Source organism: Ignavibacteria bacterium, assembly GCA_013177855.1.
Lineage (GTDB): Bacteria > Bacteroidota > Ignavibacteria > Ch128b > Ch128b > Ch128b.
This window is the reverse complement of sequence record JABLYA010000008.1, coordinates 1-22,045: the sequence shown is the minus strand read 5'-3', so window position 1 is coordinate 22,045 and position 22,045 is coordinate 1. Positions and strand designations below refer to the sequence as shown.

Annotated in this window: 22 protein-coding genes and 1 CRISPR repeat array; of the genes, 7 read left to right on the top strand and 15 right to left on the bottom strand. The window is 24.5% G+C overall.

Translation table 11 applies throughout. The features are described from left to right. Positions 1 to 94: 94 nt before the first annotated feature. A complete protein-coding gene (locus HPY57_15990; GenBank protein ID NPV13261.1) occupies positions 95 to 1,276 on the bottom strand; it encodes a hypothetical protein in 1,182 nt (393 codons plus the stop codon). A 112-nt stretch (positions 1,277 to 1,388) separates the two neighbouring features. Between HPY57_15990 and HPY57_15985 the strand changes: the two genes are divergently transcribed. From HPY57_15985 to HPY57_15975, 3 genes are all read left to right on the top strand, one after another. After that, positions 1,389 to 1,607 (top strand): hypothetical protein, encoded by a 219-nt coding sequence (locus HPY57_15985; GenBank protein NPV13260.1) that lies wholly within the window; start codon positions 1,389 to 1,391, stop codon positions 1,605 to 1,607. Between the two features lie 59 nt (positions 1,608 to 1,666). Beyond that, positions 1,667 to 3,670, top strand: a complete 2,004-nt coding sequence (locus HPY57_15980) for an ATP-dependent Clp protease ATP-binding subunit (protein ID NPV13259.1) — start codon at positions 1,667 to 1,669, stop codon at positions 3,668 to 3,670. Between the two features lie 319 nt (positions 3,671 to 3,989). Next, positions 3,990 to 4,225: a CRISPR direct-repeat array (repeat unit 36 nt; unit sequence ATTAGAAAAACATTGCAAAATTAAAGGGTTTACACC). A 695-nt stretch (positions 4,226 to 4,920) separates the two neighbouring features. After that, positions 4,921 to 5,193: a hypothetical protein gene (locus HPY57_15975; GenBank protein ID NPV13258.1), complete on the top strand. Its 273-nt coding sequence runs from the start codon at positions 4,921 to 4,923 to the stop codon at positions 5,191 to 5,193. A 548-nt stretch (positions 5,194 to 5,741) separates the two neighbouring features. Here the strand turns inward: HPY57_15975 and HPY57_15970 are convergent. Next, entirely contained in the window at positions 5,742 to 9,422 is a 3,681-nt protein-coding gene (locus HPY57_15970; GenBank protein NPV13257.1) for an AAA family ATPase, read from the bottom strand. A 99-nt stretch (positions 9,423 to 9,521) separates the two neighbouring features. On the opposite strand from HPY57_15970, the gene HPY57_15965 reads away from it, so the two are divergent. Continuing rightward, entirely contained in the window at positions 9,522 to 10,103 is a 582-nt protein-coding gene (locus HPY57_15965; GenBank protein NPV13256.1) for a hypothetical protein, read from the top strand. A 406-nt stretch (positions 10,104 to 10,509) separates the two neighbouring features. On the opposite strand, the gene HPY57_15960 is transcribed toward HPY57_15965, so the two are convergent. The 8 genes from HPY57_15960 to HPY57_15925 form a co-directional block, all read right to left on the bottom strand. Then, on the bottom strand, positions 10,510 to 10,689 hold the full coding sequence (locus HPY57_15960; GenBank protein ID NPV13255.1) for a hypothetical protein: 180 nt from the start codon (positions 10,687 to 10,689) through the stop codon (positions 10,510 to 10,512). Between the two features lie 139 nt (positions 10,690 to 10,828). Continuing rightward, positions 10,829 to 11,041 (bottom strand): hypothetical protein, encoded by a 213-nt coding sequence (locus HPY57_15955; protein ID NPV13254.1) that lies wholly within the window; start codon positions 11,039 to 11,041, stop codon positions 10,829 to 10,831. 51 nt (positions 11,042 to 11,092) lie between these two features. Continuing rightward, the gene (locus HPY57_15950; protein ID NPV13253.1) at positions 11,093 to 11,338 is read right to left on the bottom strand and encodes a hypothetical protein; all 246 of its coding nucleotides are present in this window, start codon (positions 11,336 to 11,338) and stop codon (positions 11,093 to 11,095) included. Between the two features lie 364 nt (positions 11,339 to 11,702). Next, positions 11,703 to 12,038 (bottom strand): hypothetical protein, encoded by a 336-nt coding sequence (locus HPY57_15945; GenBank protein NPV13252.1) that lies wholly within the window; start codon positions 12,036 to 12,038, stop codon positions 11,703 to 11,705. A gap of 231 nt (positions 12,039 to 12,269) precedes the next feature. Beyond that, complete coding sequence (locus HPY57_15940; protein NPV13251.1) at positions 12,270 to 12,458, bottom strand: hypothetical protein; 189 nt, start codon at positions 12,456 to 12,458, stop codon at positions 12,270 to 12,272. 403 nt (positions 12,459 to 12,861) lie between these two features. Continuing rightward, positions 12,862 to 13,887 (bottom strand): hypothetical protein, encoded by a 1,026-nt coding sequence (locus tag HPY57_15935; protein NPV13250.1) that lies wholly within the window; start codon positions 13,885 to 13,887, stop codon positions 12,862 to 12,864. 406 nt (positions 13,888 to 14,293) lie between these two features. Beyond that, on the bottom strand, positions 14,294 to 14,800 hold the full coding sequence (locus tag HPY57_15930) for a hypothetical protein (protein ID NPV13249.1): 507 nt from the start codon (positions 14,798 to 14,800) through the stop codon (positions 14,294 to 14,296). A 14-nt stretch (positions 14,801 to 14,814) separates the two neighbouring features. Next, complete coding sequence (locus tag HPY57_15925) at positions 14,815 to 15,117, bottom strand: hypothetical protein (protein ID NPV13248.1); 303 nt, start codon at positions 15,115 to 15,117, stop codon at positions 14,815 to 14,817. An 853-nt stretch (positions 15,118 to 15,970) separates the two neighbouring features. Here HPY57_15925 and HPY57_15920 point away from each other — a divergent pair. From HPY57_15920 to HPY57_15910, 3 genes are all read left to right on the top strand, one after another. Continuing rightward, positions 15,971 to 16,108 carry a hypothetical protein gene (locus tag HPY57_15920; GenBank protein NPV13247.1) on the top strand — a complete coding sequence of 46 codons (138 nt, stop codon included), beginning with the start codon at positions 15,971 to 15,973 and terminating at the stop codon, positions 16,106 to 16,108. 584 nt (positions 16,109 to 16,692) lie between these two features. Then, entirely contained in the window at positions 16,693 to 17,280 is a 588-nt protein-coding gene (locus HPY57_15915) for a hypothetical protein (GenBank protein ID NPV13246.1), read from the top strand. A gap of 101 nt (positions 17,281 to 17,381) precedes the next feature. Continuing rightward, positions 17,382 to 18,692: a hypothetical protein gene (locus tag HPY57_15910; protein NPV13245.1), complete on the top strand. Its 1,311-nt coding sequence runs from the start codon at positions 17,382 to 17,384 to the stop codon at positions 18,690 to 18,692. A gap of 59 nt (positions 18,693 to 18,751) precedes the next feature. Here the strand turns inward: HPY57_15910 and HPY57_15905 are convergent, their stop codons facing one another. From HPY57_15905 to HPY57_15885, 5 genes are all read right to left on the bottom strand, one after another. After that, positions 18,752 to 19,090: a hypothetical protein gene (locus HPY57_15905; GenBank protein NPV13244.1), complete on the bottom strand. Its 339-nt coding sequence runs from the start codon at positions 19,088 to 19,090 to the stop codon at positions 18,752 to 18,754. A 6-nt stretch (positions 19,091 to 19,096) separates the two neighbouring features. After that, on the bottom strand, positions 19,097 to 20,614 hold the full coding sequence (locus HPY57_15900) for a hypothetical protein (protein ID NPV13243.1): 1,518 nt from the start codon (positions 20,612 to 20,614) through the stop codon (positions 19,097 to 19,099). Further along, positions 20,611 to 20,814: a hypothetical protein gene (locus HPY57_15895; protein ID NPV13242.1), complete on the bottom strand. Its 204-nt coding sequence runs from the start codon at positions 20,812 to 20,814 to the stop codon at positions 20,611 to 20,613. The genes HPY57_15900 and HPY57_15895 overlap by 4 nt, the downstream gene beginning before the upstream one ends. Next, entirely contained in the window at positions 20,811 to 21,569 is a 759-nt protein-coding gene (locus HPY57_15890; GenBank protein ID NPV13241.1) for a hypothetical protein, read from the bottom strand. The genes HPY57_15895 and HPY57_15890 overlap by 4 nt, the downstream gene beginning before the upstream one ends. Then, on the bottom strand, positions 21,566 to 22,045 hold a 480-nt coding region (locus HPY57_15885; GenBank protein ID NPV13240.1), incomplete at its 5' end, for a hypothetical protein. The genes HPY57_15885 and HPY57_15890, both read right to left, overlap by 4 nt.

Below are 22,045 nucleotides of genomic sequence, written 5' to 3'. Positions count from 1 at the left end.
TATTTTTTATTATACTTATATATTAATTATGAAAAACCACTTTTTTTGTTCATTTATGGTTTTACATAACTATATATTAAAAAATAATTAAAAATTATAGTAAACTATCAAGATGTTTTCGGAAGATTATATTTACTTCTTCTTTGTATTTAACTGGAAAACAGATAGAATCATGAACAGTGAATAATTTAATTTGTGGAAACTTTTGTTTTATTTCTGTAACAACCTTGTTAAAGATAAATTCACTTTCTAATAATTGTAATTTATGACTCAATTCTTTATATGAGTTGGAAAAATATTTGAAATCTTTAATATATTCACATATACCTGGATATAATTTTTTGAAAAGTCTTGTTTCTTCATTGGATCTATCAACATTATTACCAAATAATACTTTATACATCATAACTTTAGCTTGATCTCTTGTTTTTATTTTATCTGGAAATTTTTGTAATATTTCATCATATATTAATCCATTTTTTACAGAATCAACATATCTGCGCATTTCGTCATCAAAAGTGTCTTCACCATGTTCATTTTTAATAGCAACTGCAAAAAAGAAAGGTTGTGAGTTTTTAATATCAATTTCTTCGATTTCTTGCCCATCTATTGTTAGAAAATTTTTTCTTATGTGTTTTTTTAAAACAGTAAAGTTTGTATGTAATCTACCATAAGAATCAAATTTAAAAAATATATAACCACTGTTTATACCATCTATTGCACCAACATTTCTAAAATATTTTTCTAATTCTAACGTTTTATCATTTTTTCTTTCATTCAACCATTTATATGCGGCTTCATAATCAATTTCAACATGATATAAATCATCTATGAGTTTTTTTCTAAGAGATAAGTTAATTGGACTCTCTTGTTCTGATGTAAATGTTCTCAAAAGATAATCTTTACTATGTTTTTTTAATAAAACTTTATCTGTTACTTTATGTTTAATTACATCTAATATTGTAATGTTTAATTTATATGTTTTTGCTTTTTTACCTACATAATAATTAGATATAAGATTCATAAAACCTTTTTCTAATAAATAATCTATATAAATGTTATAGGTCTTACCATATTTCTTTCTTAATATAGTAGACCATAAATTATGATTTAACTCATTATTAAAAAAGAACTTTAATATGAGTTCATGCATTATATTTATAAGGTAATCGTTTTTTAGGGTATAATTCTTGTAAATTTGGGTTTTTTGTTCAGTGAGATATACAAAATCTCTTGGAAGAAATTGCCATAAATAATCTTTTTCATCTCTACACATTCATATGCGATTCGTTTTGTAATTTTATATGAAAATAGTAATAAAGTTTATCATTTTTTTTTATTATAAAAATCACTTTATCTTTGTATAAATAATAATTTAAATGAATTGTATGATAACATTTATAGTAATAATCTGCATATCTGCTGGGATAACTGGATTAGCAATTTTATTAAAGAATACAAAACGTATTAAAGAAATGAAATTTGATGTTGGTGAAGTAGTTAATATTAGTTCTAATATTCGTATTGGTAAAATTATTGAAGATAAAGGTGATTATATCAGAATTGAAGTTGAAGTACCAAAACATTTAGTATCAAAATTAAAATAATTAAACTTTTTAAAAATTTGAATGTAAATACAAATACATAAAAATTAAAAATTATGGAAATGGACGAAAAAGAAAGCATAAGTGCAAATAAAGAGAGTATATTAGTACAATTTTCTACTGATATTACAGAATTGGCAAAAGCTGATTTGCTTGACCCTGTTATTGGTAGAGAAAAAGAAATTGAAAGGGTTGCTCAGATACTTTCACGTAGAAATAAGAATAATCCTGTTCTTATTGGTGAGCCTGGTGTAGGAAAATCTGCAATCGTTGATGGTCTTGCACAACTTATTGTCAAAGGTGAATGTCCTACAAACCTTTTAGATAAAAAGATTTTATCTATTGAAATGAGTTCACTTGTTGCTGGTACAAAATATCGTGGTCAATTTGAAGAAAGAATGAAAGCCATTATTGATGAATTGAAAAAAAGAAATGATGTTATCATTTTTGTGGATGAACTACACACAATGGTTGGAGCTGGTAGTTCGTCTGGTTCACTTGATGCGGCTAACATTCTTAAACCTGCACTTGCAAGAGGTCACATTCAGTGTATTGGTGCAACCACATTTGATGAATACAAAAATTCTGTTGAAAAAGACGGTGCTCTAGAACGTAGGTTTCAGAAAGTTATTATTGAACCACCAACAGCAGAAGAAACAAAGGTTATTCTTCATAACTTAAAAGAACGTTATGAAGACTATCATAATGTAAGATATACTGATGAAGCAATTGAACTCTGTGTAAAATTAGCCGACCGTTTCATTTTTGAACGTGCTTTTCCCGACAAGGCAATTGACATCCTTGATGAAGCAGGATCACGTGCACAAATTAGCAAATCTATACCAGAACACATTAAGCAAATGAGTGCTGAAATTAAGGAAGTTATTGCTCTTAAACAATCATCTGTTAAAGCACAAGATTTTGAAAAATCTGTTATTTATCGTGATAAAGAGAAAGAACTTAAAAAGAAACTCGAAATTGCAAAAAATGAATGGAGAGAGAAAATCGCCCTTAACGCACAAGTAGTTGATGGTGATGAAATCAGAAAAGTGGTTTCTATGATTTCAAAGATACCTGTTGAAAAAGTTTCAATTAACGATGCTAAAAAATATCTTGAACTAGAAAATATTTTGAAAAAAGAAATTGTAGGTCAAGATGAAGCAGTTTCATTAATTTCAAAAGTACTTAGGCGCAATAAAACTGCTATATCCAATCCAAATAAACCTATCGGAACTTTTATGTTTTTAGGTAATACTGGCGTAGGTAAAACAGAAACAGCAAAAGTAATTGCAAATGAAATTTTCGGACCTAATTCTCTTATTAGAATCGATATGTCCGAATATTCAGAAAAAATATCATCATCAAGACTTACTGGTGCGGCACCTGGTTATGTTGGTTATGAAGAAGGTGGTCAATTAACTGAAGCTGTAAGACGCAAACCTTTTTCTGTTGTTTTATTTGATGAAATTGAAAAAGCACATCCTGATATTTATAATATACTACTTCAAATTCTTGATGAAGGTCGTTTAACTGATAATACAGGTCGTGTAGTTAATTTCAAAAACACAATTATCATTATGACTTCAAATGTTGGTGTAAAAACTGCCCAAGCGCTTGGTAAAGGTATAGGTTTTACTACTTCTTCAACTCTAAAAGAAGAAGAAATAATTAAAAATAACATTATGAAAGCATTGAAAGATAAATTTGCACCAGAATTCTTAAACCGTATTAATGAAATAGTTATTTTTAACCAACTAAATGAAGATAATATTAAGGAAATAGTTAAAATTCATTTAAATAAATTGAAGAAACGTATTGATGATATTGGATACATTCTTACTTGGACTCCTTCAGTTATTGATTACATTTCAAAGGAAACTTACAACCCTATGTATGGCGCAAGACCTGTAGAAAGAGGTATTCAAAAATTAATAGAAGATATGATTTCAGAAGAACTTCTTAGAAATGAACCAACTACAGGTTCTAATATAAAAATACAATATAATAAGAAAGATAACAAACTATTTGTTGTATTTGATAATAAATTAAATATTAATAAAAATTAAAGGTTTTTAAAATTCATATGACAAAAGAAAATCTAGTAAAGTGGTTTTTAAATAAATTTAATTCTTGTTATAAAGTAAAATATATAGATTATCCAAATTCTATATTTTATTATTATGATCCACAATTTATTAGACAAAATAAATTAGCTAGAATTATGGGTGAAAATATTGAATATCCCTCAAAAGCTTCTGGTGTAATTCTTTTTGAACAGGATTTAAAAAATAAATATTTTTATTGTAGTTATAATGAAATATGGTCTTTTTTTATAACTAATTTTAATACTAATTATAATGAAATCCAATCTTTAATTAAAGATATATTAGAAAAACATTGCAAAATTAAAGGGTTTACACCTCACGAAGACTTATTTGTTCCAGGCTATTTATTAGAAAAACATTGCAAAATTAAAGGGTTTACACCAAAATTGCAGGCGACACTACCGATCCTTATGATTAGAAAAACATTGCAAAATTAAAGGGTTTACACCTTTGTATTCCATAATTTTTTAGTGTTTCTAATTAGAAAAACATTGCAAAATTAAAGGGTTTACACCTTTTGAACAACAAATATACAACGCAAAATTAAAGGGTTTACACCTTAAAGCACTCGTCAAATAGTTCAGCCATTATTAGAAAAACATTGCAAAATTAAAGGGTTTACACCTAACATTGTTGCACACTTATATTAAAGAGTTTATGACAAAAGAAAATCTAGTAAAGTGGTTTTTAAATAAATTTAATTCTTGTTATAAAGTAAAATATATAGATTATCCAAATTCTATATTTTATTGTTATGATCCACAATTCATTAGACAAAAGAAATTAGCTAGGATTACGGGGGAAATATTGAATATCCATCAAAAGCTTCTGGTATAGTTCTTTTTGAACAGGATTTAAAAAATAAATATTTTTATTGTAGTTATAATGAAATATGGTCTTTTTTTGAAAACAATTTTAATACTAATTATAATGAAATCCAATCTTTAATTAAAGATATATTAGAAAAACATTGCAAAATTAAAGGGGTTACACCTCAGTGTATTTCTATAATGATTTTGGATTATTAGAAAAACACCGAGGAGTGTTTGCAGCATTTACTTTATTTGATTAGAAAAACATTGCAAAATTAAAGGGGTTACACCGATTTACGTTGCGGCAAGTATATATAATTATTTTTATGTTTAACCTTAAATAAATTTGAGATTTCAACAAAAAAAAAAAAACAAGATAACGGATTGTGGGGAATGCCTATGCAATTAGTAAAATTGGACAAAATAGTTATGAATAAAAGTGAAGAGAAGTTGATAAAATTTAGTGCCATTGTTATTGGCATTGCAGAAGCTTATAGAGATGAAATCTTTGAAATATTTTGGAGTGATGAAAACGGTTTTTTTGTGAAATTGAGCAAAAGCGGAATAAAGAAAATTAGATACGATGATTATAAATTAGAAGATAATGTTCTTATGTGGGTTGGGCAGCAGTGTTTTTGTCGGACTAATAAATTTAAAAAAAATGAAAGATAAAAAAGTATTTAAAGCGGTTTTAGAAGCGTTGGTTTTATACCTGGCAAAACGAATGTTTTTGTTGCTTTAAAAAAAAACATGTTATTCCTGACATAAAATTCTTTCTAATTTTTGGCTCTACTTATATTTTTAATGAAATTCAATTCAGATATATCATTAAATAGAAATATTTCATTATCTTTTAATGTTGAAGTTGTATCAACATACACAGTCAAACCAGCAATAGAACCAATATGATTACTACTACTTGGTGATGTTATATAAAACCCAGGAGAATCATATAAGTACTCAAATATAAGAAAATTTACACAAGTATGTTATTACATAATTTACCATTTTTGATAGATACCTCATTATTAGCTCTAATTATTCTAGTTATAATTCTTCTTGCTATAGTTTGATGTGTATCATAATATGTAGATTCATTTACAGAATCAATATCTATTTTGTGTATTTCCATTTTCTTGATTATTTTTTATACTCTATATTATATTTATTGAAATATCTATTAAATGTATCAGACACAATTCTTTTTAATTTATTTATTTTTAATTAATTGTTAATGAACTGATACCATCTTTTGATTTTTGAACTTCAATCAAAACATCAAAAGGTACAGTATGAACGTGCTCAATAATAAGAATCTTATCAATCTTTTTCTTCATATCCAACAACATATCATTAAACTTATCAACCATATGATTTTTGAGTTTCATCATAACTTCATCCAACATTAAAAGATTTGGTTTTGATTTATTGTTTATTGTTCGTAACGCCATTTTCAATGCAACCGCACCAAAGGAACGTTCAGAACCAGAACTTTCTAGTAAGTTTTGTATAGCCCAAGGCGAATTTTTCATATACATCTTTAAATTCAAGAATTCATCAAAAAATACTGAAAAATCAACATTACTAAGCATATCATCTAATTCAATATTGATAAGATCCTTAGATTTTTGTAATAAGAAAGTTGGTATACCATCACGGTGTACACATTTCATATATTCTTTTAATATCTCATCTCTCTTAACTTGTTCTTGATACTTTTTAATTCTGTTCTGAATATCTTGAATAGTTTGTTTTGTTACTGCTGCTTCTTTCATAACATCAGCCAATCTTTCTGTGTACTCAGTTTTCTCTGTATTTAATGCTGATAATTTTTCATCAAATTCATTTATAGCAATTTCTATAACTTTATTTTCATCAATATATTTAAGTTGTTCATAATACTTATCAATTTTTGTTTTAGCGTTCTCTATAGTAAGTTTAATATTTTCTATTTTTAATACCAATTCTTTATTTTCTTGAACTAAAGTTTCATAAGTTTTTACTTCTTCTTTAATTTTTTCAATTTTAGATATTTCATCTTGAACATTAAACTTTTTCGTTTCTTTATCTTTAATATTTTGTTTCAAAGATTTAATAGTTTCTTCACTTGTTTTAATTGATATTTCGGATGTTGTCCTAATTTTAAGACCCATTTCAATATTTGATTTCAATTCAGGAACATTTTCAAAATTATTGCTTTTTATTTCTTCACAAATATTATTGATTTGATCTATTTCAGCTTTCTTTTTTTCTAATTTATCTTTTATATTCTTTTCAATATCTTTAATATCTTTTGGATAAATACCTGCTTCTAAATCATCAAGTTTCTTTTGAATTTTTTCGGCATTTGTTTTTGCATCATTAAGTTTTGTTTGTACATCCATGCCTTTATCCAATAAATTCTGAATTTCTTTTTTTAATTCAGCAATCTTATCGGTTTTATGTTTTTGGTGTTCTGGTAAAGCACCACAAGTAGGACAATTTTCTGATTCTTCTAACAATTTTATTTGTTCTTTAAGACTAAGACCTTTCTCCTTTATATTTTTGATTTCTGTTGAAAGAGTTTTGATTTTAAAATCTTGTGTTTTTTGTTGATCCTTAATATCACGCTTTTTACTTTCAATAGCGATATTTAATTCATTTGAAATTTTTTCAATATCATTGTTAATAACAATAAGTTTTGCTTTTTGTGAATCAATTTCTTTCTGTTTCAAAGATTTTATTTTGTCATCAATTCTAACTATATTACTTTTTTCCTTCTCAATCTTAGTTTCTTCTTGAGAAATTTTAAGTTTTAAATTTAATATATCATCTTCAATTTTTTTAATATCTTTAATAAGACTTTCATATTTATCTTTATCATACTCTTTTTTAAGATTTTTTTGCTTATCGTTATTTATTTTTTGTTGTGATATATTGTTTTCAATCGCTTTATTGTATTCTTCAATTTTATTTTTAGCACTTTCTATATCAATATTAGCAATTTCGTCATCAATCTTGTTTAATTTTTTGATTTCATTATCTCTATCAGAACTTACAACTTTTATTCTTTCATCAATATCTGAAATTTTTTTCTTAAAGTCATCATGTTCTTTTTTATAATCCTGTAATAAATTTTTTAAATTTTTTAATTCTTCTTCAGATTCATTTAAATTTATATCAATTCTTTCTATATTTATTTGTTTTTTATATTCTTTAAATTCTTCTAATTTTTTTTCAAAAATATCATAACCAGCATCTCTAATAATAGAATCTATAAAAGTTGCTCTATCTAATGATATTAAATAATTTAAATTTTCCGAATTTGTTAAAGTCATTCTAACAAAATCTTCAAAATTACCAATAATAGAATCTATTTTTTGTTGTGTTTCAATTTTTCTTTCACCTATTAATTTTTTATCTTCACTAATAATAGGACCTTCATAATATTCTAAAATTGTTGAACAAGAAGATATTGTTTTCTTATCTTTTGACAATTTTCTTTCAGTTCTACGAAATAATGTATAAAGATCACCATTTATATCAATTACCATTCCACCTTCACAAAAATCTAAATTTCTTTTATTATTAATATAACGATTGTCTGCATTTTTTTCTCTTTGAGCACCACCTAGTTTGTTAGTAGCTAATGTAGTACCATGTGTTATATAAGTTATAGCATCTAATAATGTTGTTTTGCCTTGTTGATTTTCACCACCAATCTGTATAATACCTTTTACATTTGACCAATCAAGTTCAAAATGATCATATGATTTAAAATTATTAACCCATATTTTATTAATAGACCATTCAACATTATTTATTGTTTTTGTTATTTCTAATCTTTCATTAATAATATTATCAATTTTCAATATTTCTTCAATAAAATCATCATTATATTTATTAGCAATCAAATATTCTCTAAATATATCCTGTTGAACTTGCTTATCATTAATATTTATAGATTCTGTTAATTTTTGAACAGAATTTAAATTTGTATAAATTCTCTCTTTTTCAAATTTTATATTATCATTCCATCTAGATGAAATATACTTTTTTAATTTTTCTTCATTTTCATTATTTATATTAGCAGAATAATCTCTCCAAATAATTCTAAATTCTGATTTGTTTGAAGCTAAAGGATGACTAAAATCTATGTTATCATAATCATAATTTTCAGTTGTTCTGAATGTTATAAGTTTATATTCATCAGGCACTATAATAAATTCTGATGTTTTGTTCACAATATCCCAAATGATAAAACCATGTTTTTCAACATCTTCACCCATTGTTTGTTGAAATGTTGAAGAACAATATGCTATTGTTTTTTTATCATTAAGATATTGAAATTTATGAATATCAGCAAAGAAACCAAAATCACCTTTAAAATCAGATATGTTTCTATATGATTTGGATGTCATTTGAAAACCATTATCAGAAAAACAACCGTTTACAGGATCATGCCAAAGATCAATGTATATTTTATTTTTAGATTTTTTATGAGGAATATCATTCCAAGGATTTATATCCTTCTCTAAATGAGAATGATTAACCCAAACTACATTATCATCATCATAAAAACCAGACTTATCGTAATATGTAACTTTTGGATTATTTATAAGTTCAATAACTGTTTGAACAGAATTCTTTCTTTTAAGGTCTTTTTTCCTAATATCATGATTACCAGGAACAATTATAACAGGTGCGATTTCTGAAAGTTTGTTTAGAAATCTACCAGCAAATGTTTTAGCTTCATTCGAAATTTGGATAAAGTTTTCAAACAAGTCACCAACAATGACAATTCTGTCTGGTGATTGTTTTTCAAGTGTTTTGTAAATAAATTGATTTCCTAATTCATATCTATCATGCCATTTTTGATTATGTATGTGATAATCACCAAGGTGTGCAATTTTACTTATCATCAAATATTATGGTTATTTTTTGAAATGTGAATAAAATAAATTCACTATGATATTTTAGTAAATTTGATTGGAAAAGTTTAAATAATATTTAATTTTTTTATGGGAACAAGAAATTTAACAATAGTAATCAATAAGGAAGGTGAAACCAAAGTTGCACAATATGGTCAATGGGATGGTTATCCTGAAGGTCAAGGTTCTATCGCTTTAAAATTTTTATTAAAAAATAATTTAGAAGAGTTTCAAAAGAAAATTGAAAACTGTTTCTTTTATAAAGAAGGTGATATAGATGAAAACGCAACCTTAGATAAATATCCACAATTAAGTAGAGACCATGGTGCTGATATATTAAACTATATTTATGAGAATGTTAAAGAGGATACTAAACTTGGTTTAATAGATAGTAGTGATTTTGCCTATGATTCATTATTTTGTGAATGGGCATATATCATAGACTTTTCAAAGAATACATTTGAAGTGTATGAAGGATTTCAGAAAAACAAATTAAATAAAACACAAAGGTTTTATAATGATATGGATAAAGATGGATATTATGCAGTTAAAATGATTGATTCATATCCATTGGACAAATTACCAACGGTTGAAGAATTTATATACAATTTCACTGACAAAGGTTTTATTCAAAGACAAAGAAGTAAGAAATTAAATAAAATTATTAAATAAAATTATTGTAATGGTATAAACATTACTTGTTAAAAACAAACATTAATGAATTTTTATAATTAATAATTGAATTAGGAAACAGAATTAATAGTATAAGCATGCAATTCATAATAGATCTTATATAAAGAAATTATGATAAATCTATGATGATGTCAAATTCATCCTCATATTAGGAAAACATTACAAAAATTAAAGGGTTTACACCGCAAAATTCTAATGCTATTCTTTACACTCCATTAGAAAAACATTGCAAAATTAAAAGGTTTACACCTTGGTTTCAACTGGCAAAGTCTTTTATAGAAAGTTATTAATTGATTGTCTTCTTACATTCCAAACTTAATCTGTATATCTACTCATTTACAAATCCTTTCTCGTTTTCTTTTTTTACAGAATGATTGACAATCCTTTATAATTTAAATTTTCTCAATGATTTTTTATATTTTTGTTCCAATATATCATAATCACTTATAATAATAGCCACAAATTCTCCTGAATTTATACAACCTCTCCATTTTGGATGATATACTTTATTACCATATATATCATATTCATCAATTATTATTCTTTTGTATTGTTTGTATTTCATACCTTCAACCTCAACCAAAGAATAACTAATTGGATTATTTATATTAATCTATTCAGAAGAATCTAAATTATCAATTATTTTTGTTTCTATAATTTTCATTTGAATTTTGTTAAATAAGCACTTTCATTTAATATTCTGTCTAACATATTCTTTCAAGTTTTTTAATGCGAATTAATCTTTTATAACCTAATATTTTTTCTTCTATTTGTTCTTCAAATGGTTTATTTTTTATACTAAAACTTATTACTTTACCATTTTTAAAAGTCAAATAAATAAAAATATCTGCTGCTATAGTCGCTGATATATTAACATCAGGATATTTTTTACTTAGTCTATCAATGGTTTCAATCATACAATTATAGTATATATCATTATATAAAATAGAGATTTATGTTATTGAAAATCAATCTTCTTCGTCATTCATTCCTGAAACATCTCTAATCAAACCAACACAATTTGCGATTGATGTTAATATTGAGTATGGTGGTGTTACAAACAATAAGAAATATAATGCTATCGAAAGAAAATGATCAGATATTTCTGACCATTTAGGAAATTTTTCCCTTGCTAATAAAAATCTTATTGTAATGATTACAACATTTATAATTATAGGTGCTATAAACACCCAAAATAATGGAGAGGTTAACATAGTTTAAAATGTTTTTCTTTTTCTGTTCTATTTTCTAATATAAATTTTTTAATTCATAAAAATCATTTATATCTTTTTGATTTTCATTATTTATTGTCGATTTTATCTTATCTATTATAGTTTTCATATCTAATCTTTTAATTTCATTATCTCTTTAAGAAAACCTTCGATATTTCAATTAGAAAAGTCATCCTACAATAGTACACCATTCTTGTGCAAACCATAAAGTAAATGTATGATCGCAGTCACAAGAAGGATGGTATTCAGTACCATAAGACTTTGTACAACCTTCATAAACTTTTACTGAATGAGGTTATATTTTACGGTTTAATACTTTTTAAAGAAGTTTTTCATTTGTTTTTATTTATTTGTTTATCAATCTTTCCAATTTCTTTTCTCTACTATTAATAGAGGTAGTATATTTTTTTAATTCTTTGATTTTTTCATAATTGTCTTCTACATAAAATATAATATATTCCTTTATACCTAAATCATCCAAATTTACTTTTTCTCCATTTTCTTTAATAATATATTGAGTAAATCTTTCATCTTGTTTTACTTCATCATTTAATGCAAAAAGATAATAAGAGTCAAGTTTATAAACAATTTTATAAATTTTGTCACTTTCTTTTGATTTAAATAATTCGCCTATAAACATATTAACCAAATATATTATTACATATATAAAATTCTGTGTCACATTTAACTCCGAAAATCAAATCAAATATTCCCATACTTTTACATATTATATAAATGAAAAAATGAATTGTTTGATAAAAATATTTGGAAGAAAAGAAATTAGATTTTGCAAGAACTATTGTGGCTTATAAATATCCTGAAAAGTTTCTTTACTATAAGAGAGCAATGAAAGAATACGATTAATAAGTTAAATTAATCTATAATAATCTTTTTAATTTCTTTTCTCTAAGTTCTAATATGTTTCCAATTCTTTTATTAATTCATCTTCGGTATATGTTTTTGTATTATTATCAAAGTCTGTAATTAATAATTTTGAATCAAACCCTTTTTCACTAATCATTGAAATAGACCTAATTTTACCATAGTTTATCAACATGTTTTCATTTATCTGTGATAACAATTTTTCTAATTTAGCATTCATTCTCTAACAGTTTTTTAATTTGTTTTCCACCGTTATTTTTTACAAAAAGATAATAAGAATCTAATTTATAAATCATTATATAAATTTCGCCAGATTTTTTTTGATTCAAACATTTCACCTATAAACATTCCAAAATCCTTTTTAATTTTTGTTCTCTTATTAGTTGATATAGTTTTTTAGCTTCTATAATTAGTTCTTCTTGCTAATTTGATTCTGTGTTTAAAAAGTTTTCATCACATTTATCACGTAAGATGCAAGTATCACAATCAAATTTTGGAAATGGTAAAAGGGTGTATAAAAATTTAACTATTCTTTATTTTTCCTTAATTATTTTTTCAATATACTCACTAATTATATAAATTTCGCCAGATTTTTTTTGATTCAAACATTTCACCTATAAACATTACCAATTCAATATAATCTTTTCTTTTTCTTTTATCTCTTTCTGTCTATAATAAAAATCTAAAATTATTTCATTTTTCTTTTTATGTTCATCAATGAATTTTGAGAGTGATTTTGTTTTATGAAACCATTCTCTGTTATCAACCATTCTTGAATCATCAAATCTTTTATGTAATTCTTTTTCTGAATATTGAGAAGAAGGAAATACTATATCAATATGTATTGTTGGATTTGCTGTTTTCATTGTATCTAATCTTCTAACTGGATTTTCTTGTGATGTTCTGCCTATTTTTAATTTAGTGTTATCATCGAATACATAGGTATATTCTAGACATTCTGATAATTCATAATTCAAATGATCATCATCTTTATATATCGTAAGACATTTCCATTCTAATTCCTCACTAGTCATTTGATATACAATTTGCCTTTCTTTTGGAACTATTATGGTTGTGGCTGGTTGTGGTTGTTCGCTTTGTGGTTGTTCGCTTTGTGGTTGTTCGCTTTGTGGTTGTTCGGTTTGATTTTTATCTAAATAATTATCATTTAATTTAAAAGTATATGGTTTATTTCCAACAATATCAAAAATATTTTTATTTTTTTCTGGTTCTTTTTTTAATTGTTCTGGATTTATTGGAGAATTAATACAACCATATAATATGATAGTATTTAATGATGCCCAAGGTGTTTTACCATTTGTTTCAACCAATTTTTGTTTTGAAATCTCTTTCCATATATCATTAGCAGACATAGGTTTATTTCCATTATCTAATAATATTTTTATAGCAGCATCTAAAAATCTCATGTTTTGCTTTTCTTTTGGAACTATTATGGTTGTGTCTGGTTGTTCTATTATAGTTTCTACTGGTGTTTTGTTAAAATATTTAAATAAAAATGGGTCAATAGATTTTCTAAATTTTTCTGTATATTTAATAAAAAATTCTAGTATATTATTCCATTGAGATTTGTCATAAATATTAACATTATCTATTTGATATTTTATTTCGCATGTATTTTTATCATCCATTCTTCTCCAAGTTAGAGTATTACCAAATGATTTTTCAATATCATTTTTATTTTCGAATAAATAATCATATAATTTTTTGTTATCGTTTTTATTTCCATTAAACCATAAATTTATTTTTGCATATTTACCACTAACCGCTGCATTATATTGTACTATTTTTATTGATTTTGATGATATCCAATACTCACATGAGGTTGTTCTTGTATAAAATAAATCTGAATATTCATCAATTCTTTTTAAAAAGAATGACCAAAATTCTCTAAATAATTGTTTATTTTCTAATTTGTCTATATTATCTATTTTAATAGAATGTATGTCTTTTATTAATTTTATATTTTTATTTATAAAACTTTCATCTAATTTATAAACAAATGATTTATCTTTAATATTGTAATTTACATTGTTTTTATTTAATATTTCTTCTATTTTTTGTTTTTTTTACATTATCTTTTTGATACCAAAATTCAATTTTAACACTATTTTTTAGACAATAAAATGTATATAATAATATATTATCTTTTTTAATACTAATATAATCTTTTGCATTATAATTTATTTTTATATTAGGATCGCCCAAAACTTTAAAGAATTTTTCAACAATATTTTTAAACCATTCTGGCTTTTCATTTGTTTCTTCAACAGGCTTTTTATTCAATTTATAATATGTCTTACCATCATTTTTAAATTGAATAAAAGAATTTGACTTATCATGTTGGGTCATGAACGAAATCAATTCAGCTCTCAATTGATCCCATAATTGTTTATCAGTTTTATTTACGTTCTTATTAATATAAGATTGTCTTTTTTCTTCAATTATATCAGGATATAACTCATAAAATTTATCGGTTATTTCTGATGATGTTAATTTATCAAAATCTTTTAAAATTTCTATTAAACATTCTTTTCTAGTCATTATTTTAAATTCTTTTAATTTTTTAATTTCATTATTTCTTTAAGAAAGTCTTCGATCTTCCATTTAGTGAAGTCAATATCAATATCACCTTTATTAACACCTTTTGGTTGACAAACATAGTCAAATACAAAGAACATTCTTTTATCATTTCTATCTTTCATAAATTCATACATAAGATAGTGAATTGCTTCCAAATGAGCATTTTTAGAACATTCCTCTTTTGAAGGTGCTAGTTTTGGATCTTTGCTTGTGAGACGTTTAAAGTCTCCGACCTCTATCTTTTTCTTGATAGTATTATAATATTGTTGTATTGTCATAAGAATTTATATATGAATGAAAACAAAAAGTTTTATCTCCATCTTTTTGTCACTTTTGGTAATATTTCATGCACCTTATCTATACAAACATTTGTATTGTTAATAACATCTAATAAATCTGATTCTCAATTATATGTTTGTATATTTTTTCTTCATCTGGTTCCCATTGGTTTAGACCTTTTATCAATCTTTCTACTATTTTGACTTGAAAATTTCCGAGACCAGCCGTTGGTCCGAACCATTTTAAATCAGGATTTTTTAAAATCGTTCTAATCTAATAAATCTAACATTTCGTCAATTATTGTAAATGGTGTCATTACTTCTGCAAACTCTTTCTTTTCAGTTGTACTTGGCATCAAGTAATCATTTATCAATTCTATGTAATTCTTTAGCATATCAATATTGTCGTTTTTTAGTTCTATAATTTTTTTAACTTGTTGATTAAATAAGTGTCCTTCTTTTTGAAGGTCTAATTCATATAACTTGATTAACTTTTCTGGATTTGATGTCTTGTCTTGTTAATTGATTCTTACGTCTGCTGAAACTTGCGTTGTCATACCTATTTTGTACCAACACTTTTTTTATAAGAATCGGTTGTATAAATGTAAATTATTTCTATTTAAACACTATTTTAATTTTATTTTTATACAATTTAAAAAGTAATTTATTTATTTTATATATACTACTATAAAACAAAAAAACTAAATATGTGTAATACATAAAGAAATTTGAAATATTTAAAATTTTGAAGAATGATAGATTGTATTACATATTTGAAAAAAAAATTAAAAGATGAAATATGAAACATTTACAAATATATGAATTATTTAAAAATAAATGGAAAAATTAAAATATGAAAAATTATAACAATTTCATATTAGAAAAAATCATTCGAAAAGAAAACATAGATGTAATTTATAATAAATATTATAAAAACATTGATTACAAAATATTTAAAGAAATTATTTCATCAGATCAACATCTTGGATAGATGGAAATCTTTATTTCGGTAAATATTGTAAGTGGCTTTTAAACCTTTATAAATCAAATAAATTAAAATTAGAAGACCTTTATAAAGTAAAAGACTATTTGGATATATTTAATAGACAATCTGTTAGAAATAAATTACCTCTCAATAAAAGAGATATAAATTTATATGATTCTCTGGGTGAATTAGCAAAAACTATAGAACCTTTTAAAGAAAGTGAAGAAATTTTAAGCAGAAGTGAGATAAAAGATAAAATTTTTGTAAAGGAGTTTAAAAATTTTAATTTATATATTCCTAGAACATATGAAGATTCATGCATTCTTGGTAAAGGAACTGAATGGTGTACAGCCACAGAAAAAACCTCTAAATGGTATAAAAAATATCATAAACCTGGAAGAGAATTACTTATATTCATTTCTAAAACAGATTCAAAAGAAAAATACCAACTTCATTTAAGATCAAAACAATTCATGGATAAATTCGATAAAAAAGTTGATCTAAAAACATTTTTAAATGAAAATGAAGATATAAAATATTGGTTGTTAAATAATTATAATAAAGAATATAAAAAATATTTTAATGATTCTATTAAATGGGGAAAAAACACACTATTAGGTTCACCAAAAATAGTTGAAGGCGATTTTGATTGTTCTTATAATCAATTAACTTCATTAGAAGGTGCCCCAGAAAAGGTTGAAGGTTATTTTAATTGTTCTTTTAATCAATTAACTTCATTAGAAGGTACCCCAGAAAAAGTTGAAGGTTATTTTGATTGTTCTTATAATCAATTAACTTCATTAGAAGGTGCACCAGAAATGGTTGAAGGCAATTTTGATTGTTCTTATAATCAATTAATTTTATTAGAAGGTGCACCAGAAAAGGTTGAAGGTAATTTTAATTGTTCTTTTAATCAATTAACTTCATTAGAAGGTGCCCCAGAAATAGTTGAAGGTGATTTTTATTGTGATAATAATAAATTAACTTCATTGGAAGGTGCTCCAGAAAAGGTTGAAGGTGATTTTTATTGTGATAATAATAAATTAACTTCATTGGAAGGTGCTCCAGAAATAGTTGAAGGTGGTTTTTATTGTTATAATAATAATAATTTAACCGAAAAAGATATAGAATGGTTAAAACAAAATTGTAAAATAAAAGGAAGAATTATATGGAAATAATTATATAGAAATAAAGGAAAAATTAAAATTATTATTTTAATTAAAAAAAAATGGATTTTCAATTTATATATATACTATTATAAAAAATAATAAGTTAGAAAATGAAATTTTTATTTGATTACGAAAACTTTATAAGTGAAGCAAAAAAAAGCGTTACCACACTTAGTTTATTCAAGAAAGATGTGGAAAATATCATTAATGATATGTTTCTTGTGGCTAAAAAACCAAAATATGAATATGATGATGAAGGTTTTCCAATATCTGTAGAATTTGAAGTTATTTATAATGACTGGTTCTGTAAATATGATGATGAATTAAAGAATGACTTTTCAGAGGGTGTTTTGAAAAAGAGAGACTTTGAACCATCATTGGTTTATTTATCAAAAAATCAAGAAGGTAAAGATAAAGATAAAGATAAAAATAAATATACTATTAAATTCAAAATTAAAAAGTTAAAAGTTGATAAAGAAGCTATTAAGAAACGTGAAGAAAAGAAACGTTCAGAACAATTTGAAAGAGATTCAGATGATCATCCTTTTGAGGAAGATGATGAATATGAAATGTCAGAAGAAGAAATGGCAAAACAAGCCGAAAAAGCCGCAAAATTAAAGGAAAAGAAAAACAAATCTTTTTTAAATGAAGGTCATATGAGCAATATACACATAATTGCAAATGAAGCAGGTTCATTTGAAAATTTCAAAATTGAAATGATGAAAGAATATCCTGACCTTTTTAGAAAATCAATTGGAGAACAAGATAAACTTAATGATTGGTTAAAAACAGTATATGAAGAATCTATTGAAGATGAAGGTATTACTGAAAAGAAAAAAGATTGTGGTTGTGGTAAACCAAAAGCAATCGAAAATGAAAAATGCGAAAAATGTGGCAAAAAAGAATGTGAATGTGGTGAATCTAAAAAATGTGAATGTGGTAAACCAGATTGTATCAAATGTAATGAATCTTTAAATGAAGGTTTTCTTGGTAAAATTGCAAAAATTTTAAGCAGAAAGGAATACGATAAAGCTGTTAATCATGTTTTAGATAATTGTGATGGAGAATGTACAAAAGAAAAAGTTAAAGATGCTTTAAAAGGAATGTTATTTGATAAATTAACTAAGAAAAAATTGGAAGAAGATGGAAAACTAATGGCTTCTTTAATAGATGAAATTTATAAAGATGTTAAGAAAAAATTGGAAACAAAAGAATCATTTGGTTCAAAAGAATGGCAAGAAAAATATGGCGTTTCTATCAAAGAAGAAAAAGAAGAAGCATGTTTGAAATGTATTGTTAATGAAACTCTTAAAATTAAGAAAGTTGATGAAATAGAAACATTAAATGACGTTTTTAATAAAGTATATGAGGAAAACAAAGTAGTAGAAAATTTAAACACTATTAAGAAATTTAAAGAATAAAATACAAAATTTAAATTATTGTTAATTTTTAATATGTATAAAATTAAATAAAAAAGACCTTATTTGAGGTCTTTTTTATTTTCTAAACTATCCATAAAATTTTTATATGAGTTCATTCGGAATTTTTTATTTTTAACATCAAAGAATATAGTTTGTGCATCTACCTCTTTCATATCAACAAAGTAAGCAACAATCTCTCCATCCTTTTCAATTGTTTCGACATCACCAGGTGATTCCATAACAAAAGACAATTTTTGCATTATTCCTTCTACATCAGATGGTTTTGAATATGTATTTATAATATCAATCATTTCTTCTGAATATTCATTATAATATTTAACGATTAATTCATTGAGCTTATCATTATTATATTTCTCATATTGTTTTATATATTTCATAAATAATTATTTGTTTTTTAAATAAAATCCATTAAATTTTTTACTTGTTTTCTTTTTTAAAATTTTACGGAATTCTGGAAAACTACTTTTTTCAATGAATAAACAAGGACTATCAGTCCAACATTCATTAATGGATAGATTTTCCATATCATTATATAATTCTTTATAACTTAACAACTTAAAATTATTTATTTTCGGATTTATTATATCAATAATTTTTTTAAAAACATTGTCGTTACTTTTATTAAAAAAATATTCTAATCTTTTAAATTTAAAATATTTAAATTCAGATTTTTTAATTTTTTCATACTCATCTTTTAATTTTTTCAAATCAAAATTTAATAATTGATTTTTAAAAATTCTATAATTAGTATCATTTAGTTCTTGTTGGTGTATATCACAATAAATATAAGATAAATCATTAAAAAACATATCAATATCGTATCCATCAGTTATATATTTTTTAATACCTTCATTAAAAGATTGAAGTATATCAGATTTAGGTGCAACACCCCATGTAGAGCCATCTTCTGGAATTACAAAATATTCAATATTACTCATTTGCAATTTATTAAGTGAACAAATAAATGATTTATTTCTTTTTGGATATTGTGCCCAAGATGGATGATTATCCATAATTAAATTATAATAATTATAATTATCTCTAGACCATCTTTTTACAGGTTTACTATAAAATATATTAGTTGCATCATTTGTTCTTAAACCTCTAATTATTTTCACAGGATGTTCTAAATATTCTTCACAATTATTTATGACAAAATCGACAGCTTCTTCTACAGTCATTTTTTGACTAGCTTTAATAAAACGTTTTTTAGTTCTATATTTACGTTCTGTCCAAATAGATTCAAAATATTTTAAGTATAATTTTTTACCAATTTTTTGACTAATTTTACTCATTATATCAAAATGAGCATTATATTTAACAAAAACACATGGCGAATCGGTCCAAGTTTCTGACAAAAAAGGTTGATATTTTATATTTTTATAATCATATAAATCAAAATAATTCTTTTTTGGTTCCATTAATATTTCTATTTGATTTACCATATCTTTTTCCCAGAATTTCCACAAAAAGTTACTAAACAAATCCTTGGTATTATATCCCAAATAATTACCATAATAATCTTCAAAATCTAAGAAGTTTTTCCATCTTTCGTGTAATGTTTTTTGTAATTTATTAATATCTTCTTTCATTTCATCAAAAGAATTGTCACTAATACCACCTAATTTTAAATTTAATGACATTTGATTCATCATATTAAAAAATTCATCAGGATGACCAATAGTACTTTCAAAACAAGAATATATATCATCTTCTGGAGCTATTGCCCATTTAGAGCCATTTTCTGGTATGACAATATATTGATACCAATTAGGTTCATCTCTATCATTGCTAATATAACATATAAAAGATTTTCCTCTTTTTGGATAATCTTTCCAATATTCAGAATTATCTATCATCAAAGTATACCAATTTGGATTATCTCTTGAAACTCTTTTCATTGGCTCACTCCTAAAAAATTTACTTTTGCATTAACTGTTCTATAAATTAAAGTAGGTCTTTCGATAAATTCCGAACAATTTTTAATTATATAATCAACGATTTCGTCATCGGACATTATAATCATTATTTTTTCATATTCGAAATCTTTATTACCGTAGGAGATTTTTTTAAAATCTTCAAAATGATTTATATATTTCATAACACTTCAACATAAACTAATTTTTTACCTAACTCTTTTAAAGCTGCAAACCTATGATTAAAATCTGTAAGATGGTATTCTTTTTCATCTTCAAAATATTTTATTATTTCTCTCATACCATCAAGAATATCTTCATCATATACTTTCATTTTGTCTTTCCATTCATTGTAAGCAATTTCATATTCATCCTTATTATCGTAATCAGATTCTATTGGTTCTTCATCTTCATAATTATGATAAATATTTTCCAAATCTTCAATTGTTCTTATACTTTTTAATGGATTTTTACCAACAGGTAAATATTCTTCACTAAATCCATAAAGTTCTGGTTCACAGGTTATTTTCCAATAACCACCTCTTTCAAAATATAAATCGTACATTTTTTGATTTTTGTCTTTAAACAAATGCCATACAATATCAAATCCTTCTTTTTCATCGTCTAAGTATGAAAGCATTTCATCTAAATTATCACATTTGGAAATTTCTTCTACAGGGAAGGTTTGTAAAATACCGCCATTCTCAATATATTCTTTGTATCTTTCTATTTGGTCTGAATAAAACATGTTTCCTTCCGTATAATGTACAGAATCTATATCAACTATTATATCTTTTCTACCAGACAATTCGTATAGGACACCATCAACTCTTGCATAATGGTGGTTTTTGTCTCTTTTAACTTGTGTTATTTCATAATCATCATCACCGTGAAGATTTAAATAAGAACTAACTTCATTATATGTCTTTAAATATTTCATTTAAAAATAATTCTTCCTTTTATTTTGCAATTTTGTTTTAACCATTCTATATCTTTTTCGGTTAAATTATTATTATCACAATAAAAATCACCTTCAACCTTTTCTGGAGCACCTTCCAATGAAGTTAATTGATTATAAGAACAAATAAAATCACCTTCAACCTTTTCTGGGGCACCTTCTAATGAAGTTAATTTATTATAAGAACAATAAAAAACACCTTCAACTATTTTTGGAGCACCTTCCAATGAAGTTAATTGATTATAAGAACAATTAAAACTACCTTCAACCATTTCTGGAGCACCTTCCAATGAAGTTAATTGATTATAAGAACAATTAAAATAACCTTCAACCTTTTCTGGGGCACCTTCCAATGAAGTTAATTTATTATTATCACAATAAAAATCACCTTCAACTATTTCTGGGGCACCTTCTAATGAAGTTAATTGATTAAAAGAACAATTAAAATTACCTTCAAC

What these genes read in the sequence shown, in the direction of transcription:
- HPY57_15905 (NPV13244.1), bottom strand. Translation starts at nt 19,090, where the DNA reads ATGAAATATATAAAACAATATGAGAAATATAATAATGATAAGCTCAAT.
- HPY57_15930 (NPV13249.1), bottom strand. Translation starts at nt 14,800, where the DNA reads ATGACTAGAAAAGAATGTTTAATAGAAATTTTAAAAGATTTTGATAAA.
- HPY57_15970 (NPV13257.1), bottom strand. Translation starts at nt 9,422, where the DNA reads ATGATAAGTAAAATTGCACACCTTGGTGATTATCACATACATAATCAA.
- HPY57_15920 (NPV13247.1), top strand. Translation starts at nt 15,971, where the DNA reads ATGAAAAATTATAACAATTTCATATTAGAAAAAATCATTCGAAAAGAA.
- HPY57_15955 (NPV13254.1), bottom strand. Translation starts at nt 11,041, where the DNA reads ATGATTGAAACCATTGATAGACTAAGTAAAAAATATCCTGATGTTAAT.
- HPY57_15940 (NPV13251.1), bottom strand. Translation starts at nt 12,458, where the DNA reads ATGAATGCTAAATTAGAAAAATTGTTATCACAGATAAATGAAAACATG.
- HPY57_15910 (NPV13245.1), top strand. Translation starts at nt 17,382, where the DNA reads ATGAAATTTTTATTTGATTACGAAAACTTTATAAGTGAAGCAAAAAAA.
- HPY57_15960 (NPV13255.1), bottom strand. Translation starts at nt 10,689, where the DNA reads ATGAAATACAAACAATACAAAAGAATAATAATTGATGAATATGATATA.
- HPY57_15985 (NPV13260.1), top strand. Translation starts at nt 1,389, where the DNA reads ATGATAACATTTATAGTAATAATCTGCATATCTGCTGGGATAACTGGA.
- HPY57_15890 (NPV13241.1), bottom strand. Translation starts at nt 21,569, where the DNA reads ATGAAATATTTAAAGACATATAATGAAGTTAGTTCTTATTTAAATCTT.
- HPY57_15895 (NPV13242.1), bottom strand. Translation starts at nt 20,814, where the DNA reads ATGAAATATATAAATCATTTTGAAGATTTTAAAAAAATCTCCTACGGT.
- HPY57_15975 (NPV13258.1), top strand. Translation starts at nt 4,921, where the DNA reads ATGCAATTAGTAAAATTGGACAAAATAGTTATGAATAAAAGTGAAGAG.
- HPY57_15950 (NPV13253.1), bottom strand. Translation starts at nt 11,338, where the DNA reads ATGTTAACCTCTCCATTATTTTGGGTGTTTATAGCACCTATAATTATA.
- HPY57_15925 (NPV13248.1), bottom strand. Translation starts at nt 15,117, where the DNA reads ATGACAATACAACAATATTATAATACTATCAAGAAAAAGATAGAGGTC.
- HPY57_15990 (NPV13261.1), bottom strand. Translation starts at nt 1,276, where the DNA reads ATGTGTAGAGATGAAAAAGATTATTTATGGCAATTTCTTCCAAGAGAT.
- HPY57_15980 (NPV13259.1), top strand. Translation starts at nt 1,667, where the DNA reads ATGGACGAAAAAGAAAGCATAAGTGCAAATAAAGAGAGTATATTAGTA.
- HPY57_15935 (NPV13250.1), bottom strand. Translation starts at nt 13,887, where the DNA reads ATGGATGATAAAAATACATGCGAAATAAAATATCAAATAGATAATGTT.
- HPY57_15900 (NPV13243.1), bottom strand. Translation starts at nt 20,614, where the DNA reads ATGAAAAGAGTTTCAAGAGATAATCCAAATTGGTATACTTTGATGATA.
- HPY57_15965 (NPV13256.1), top strand. Translation starts at nt 9,522, where the DNA reads ATGGGAACAAGAAATTTAACAATAGTAATCAATAAGGAAGGTGAAACC.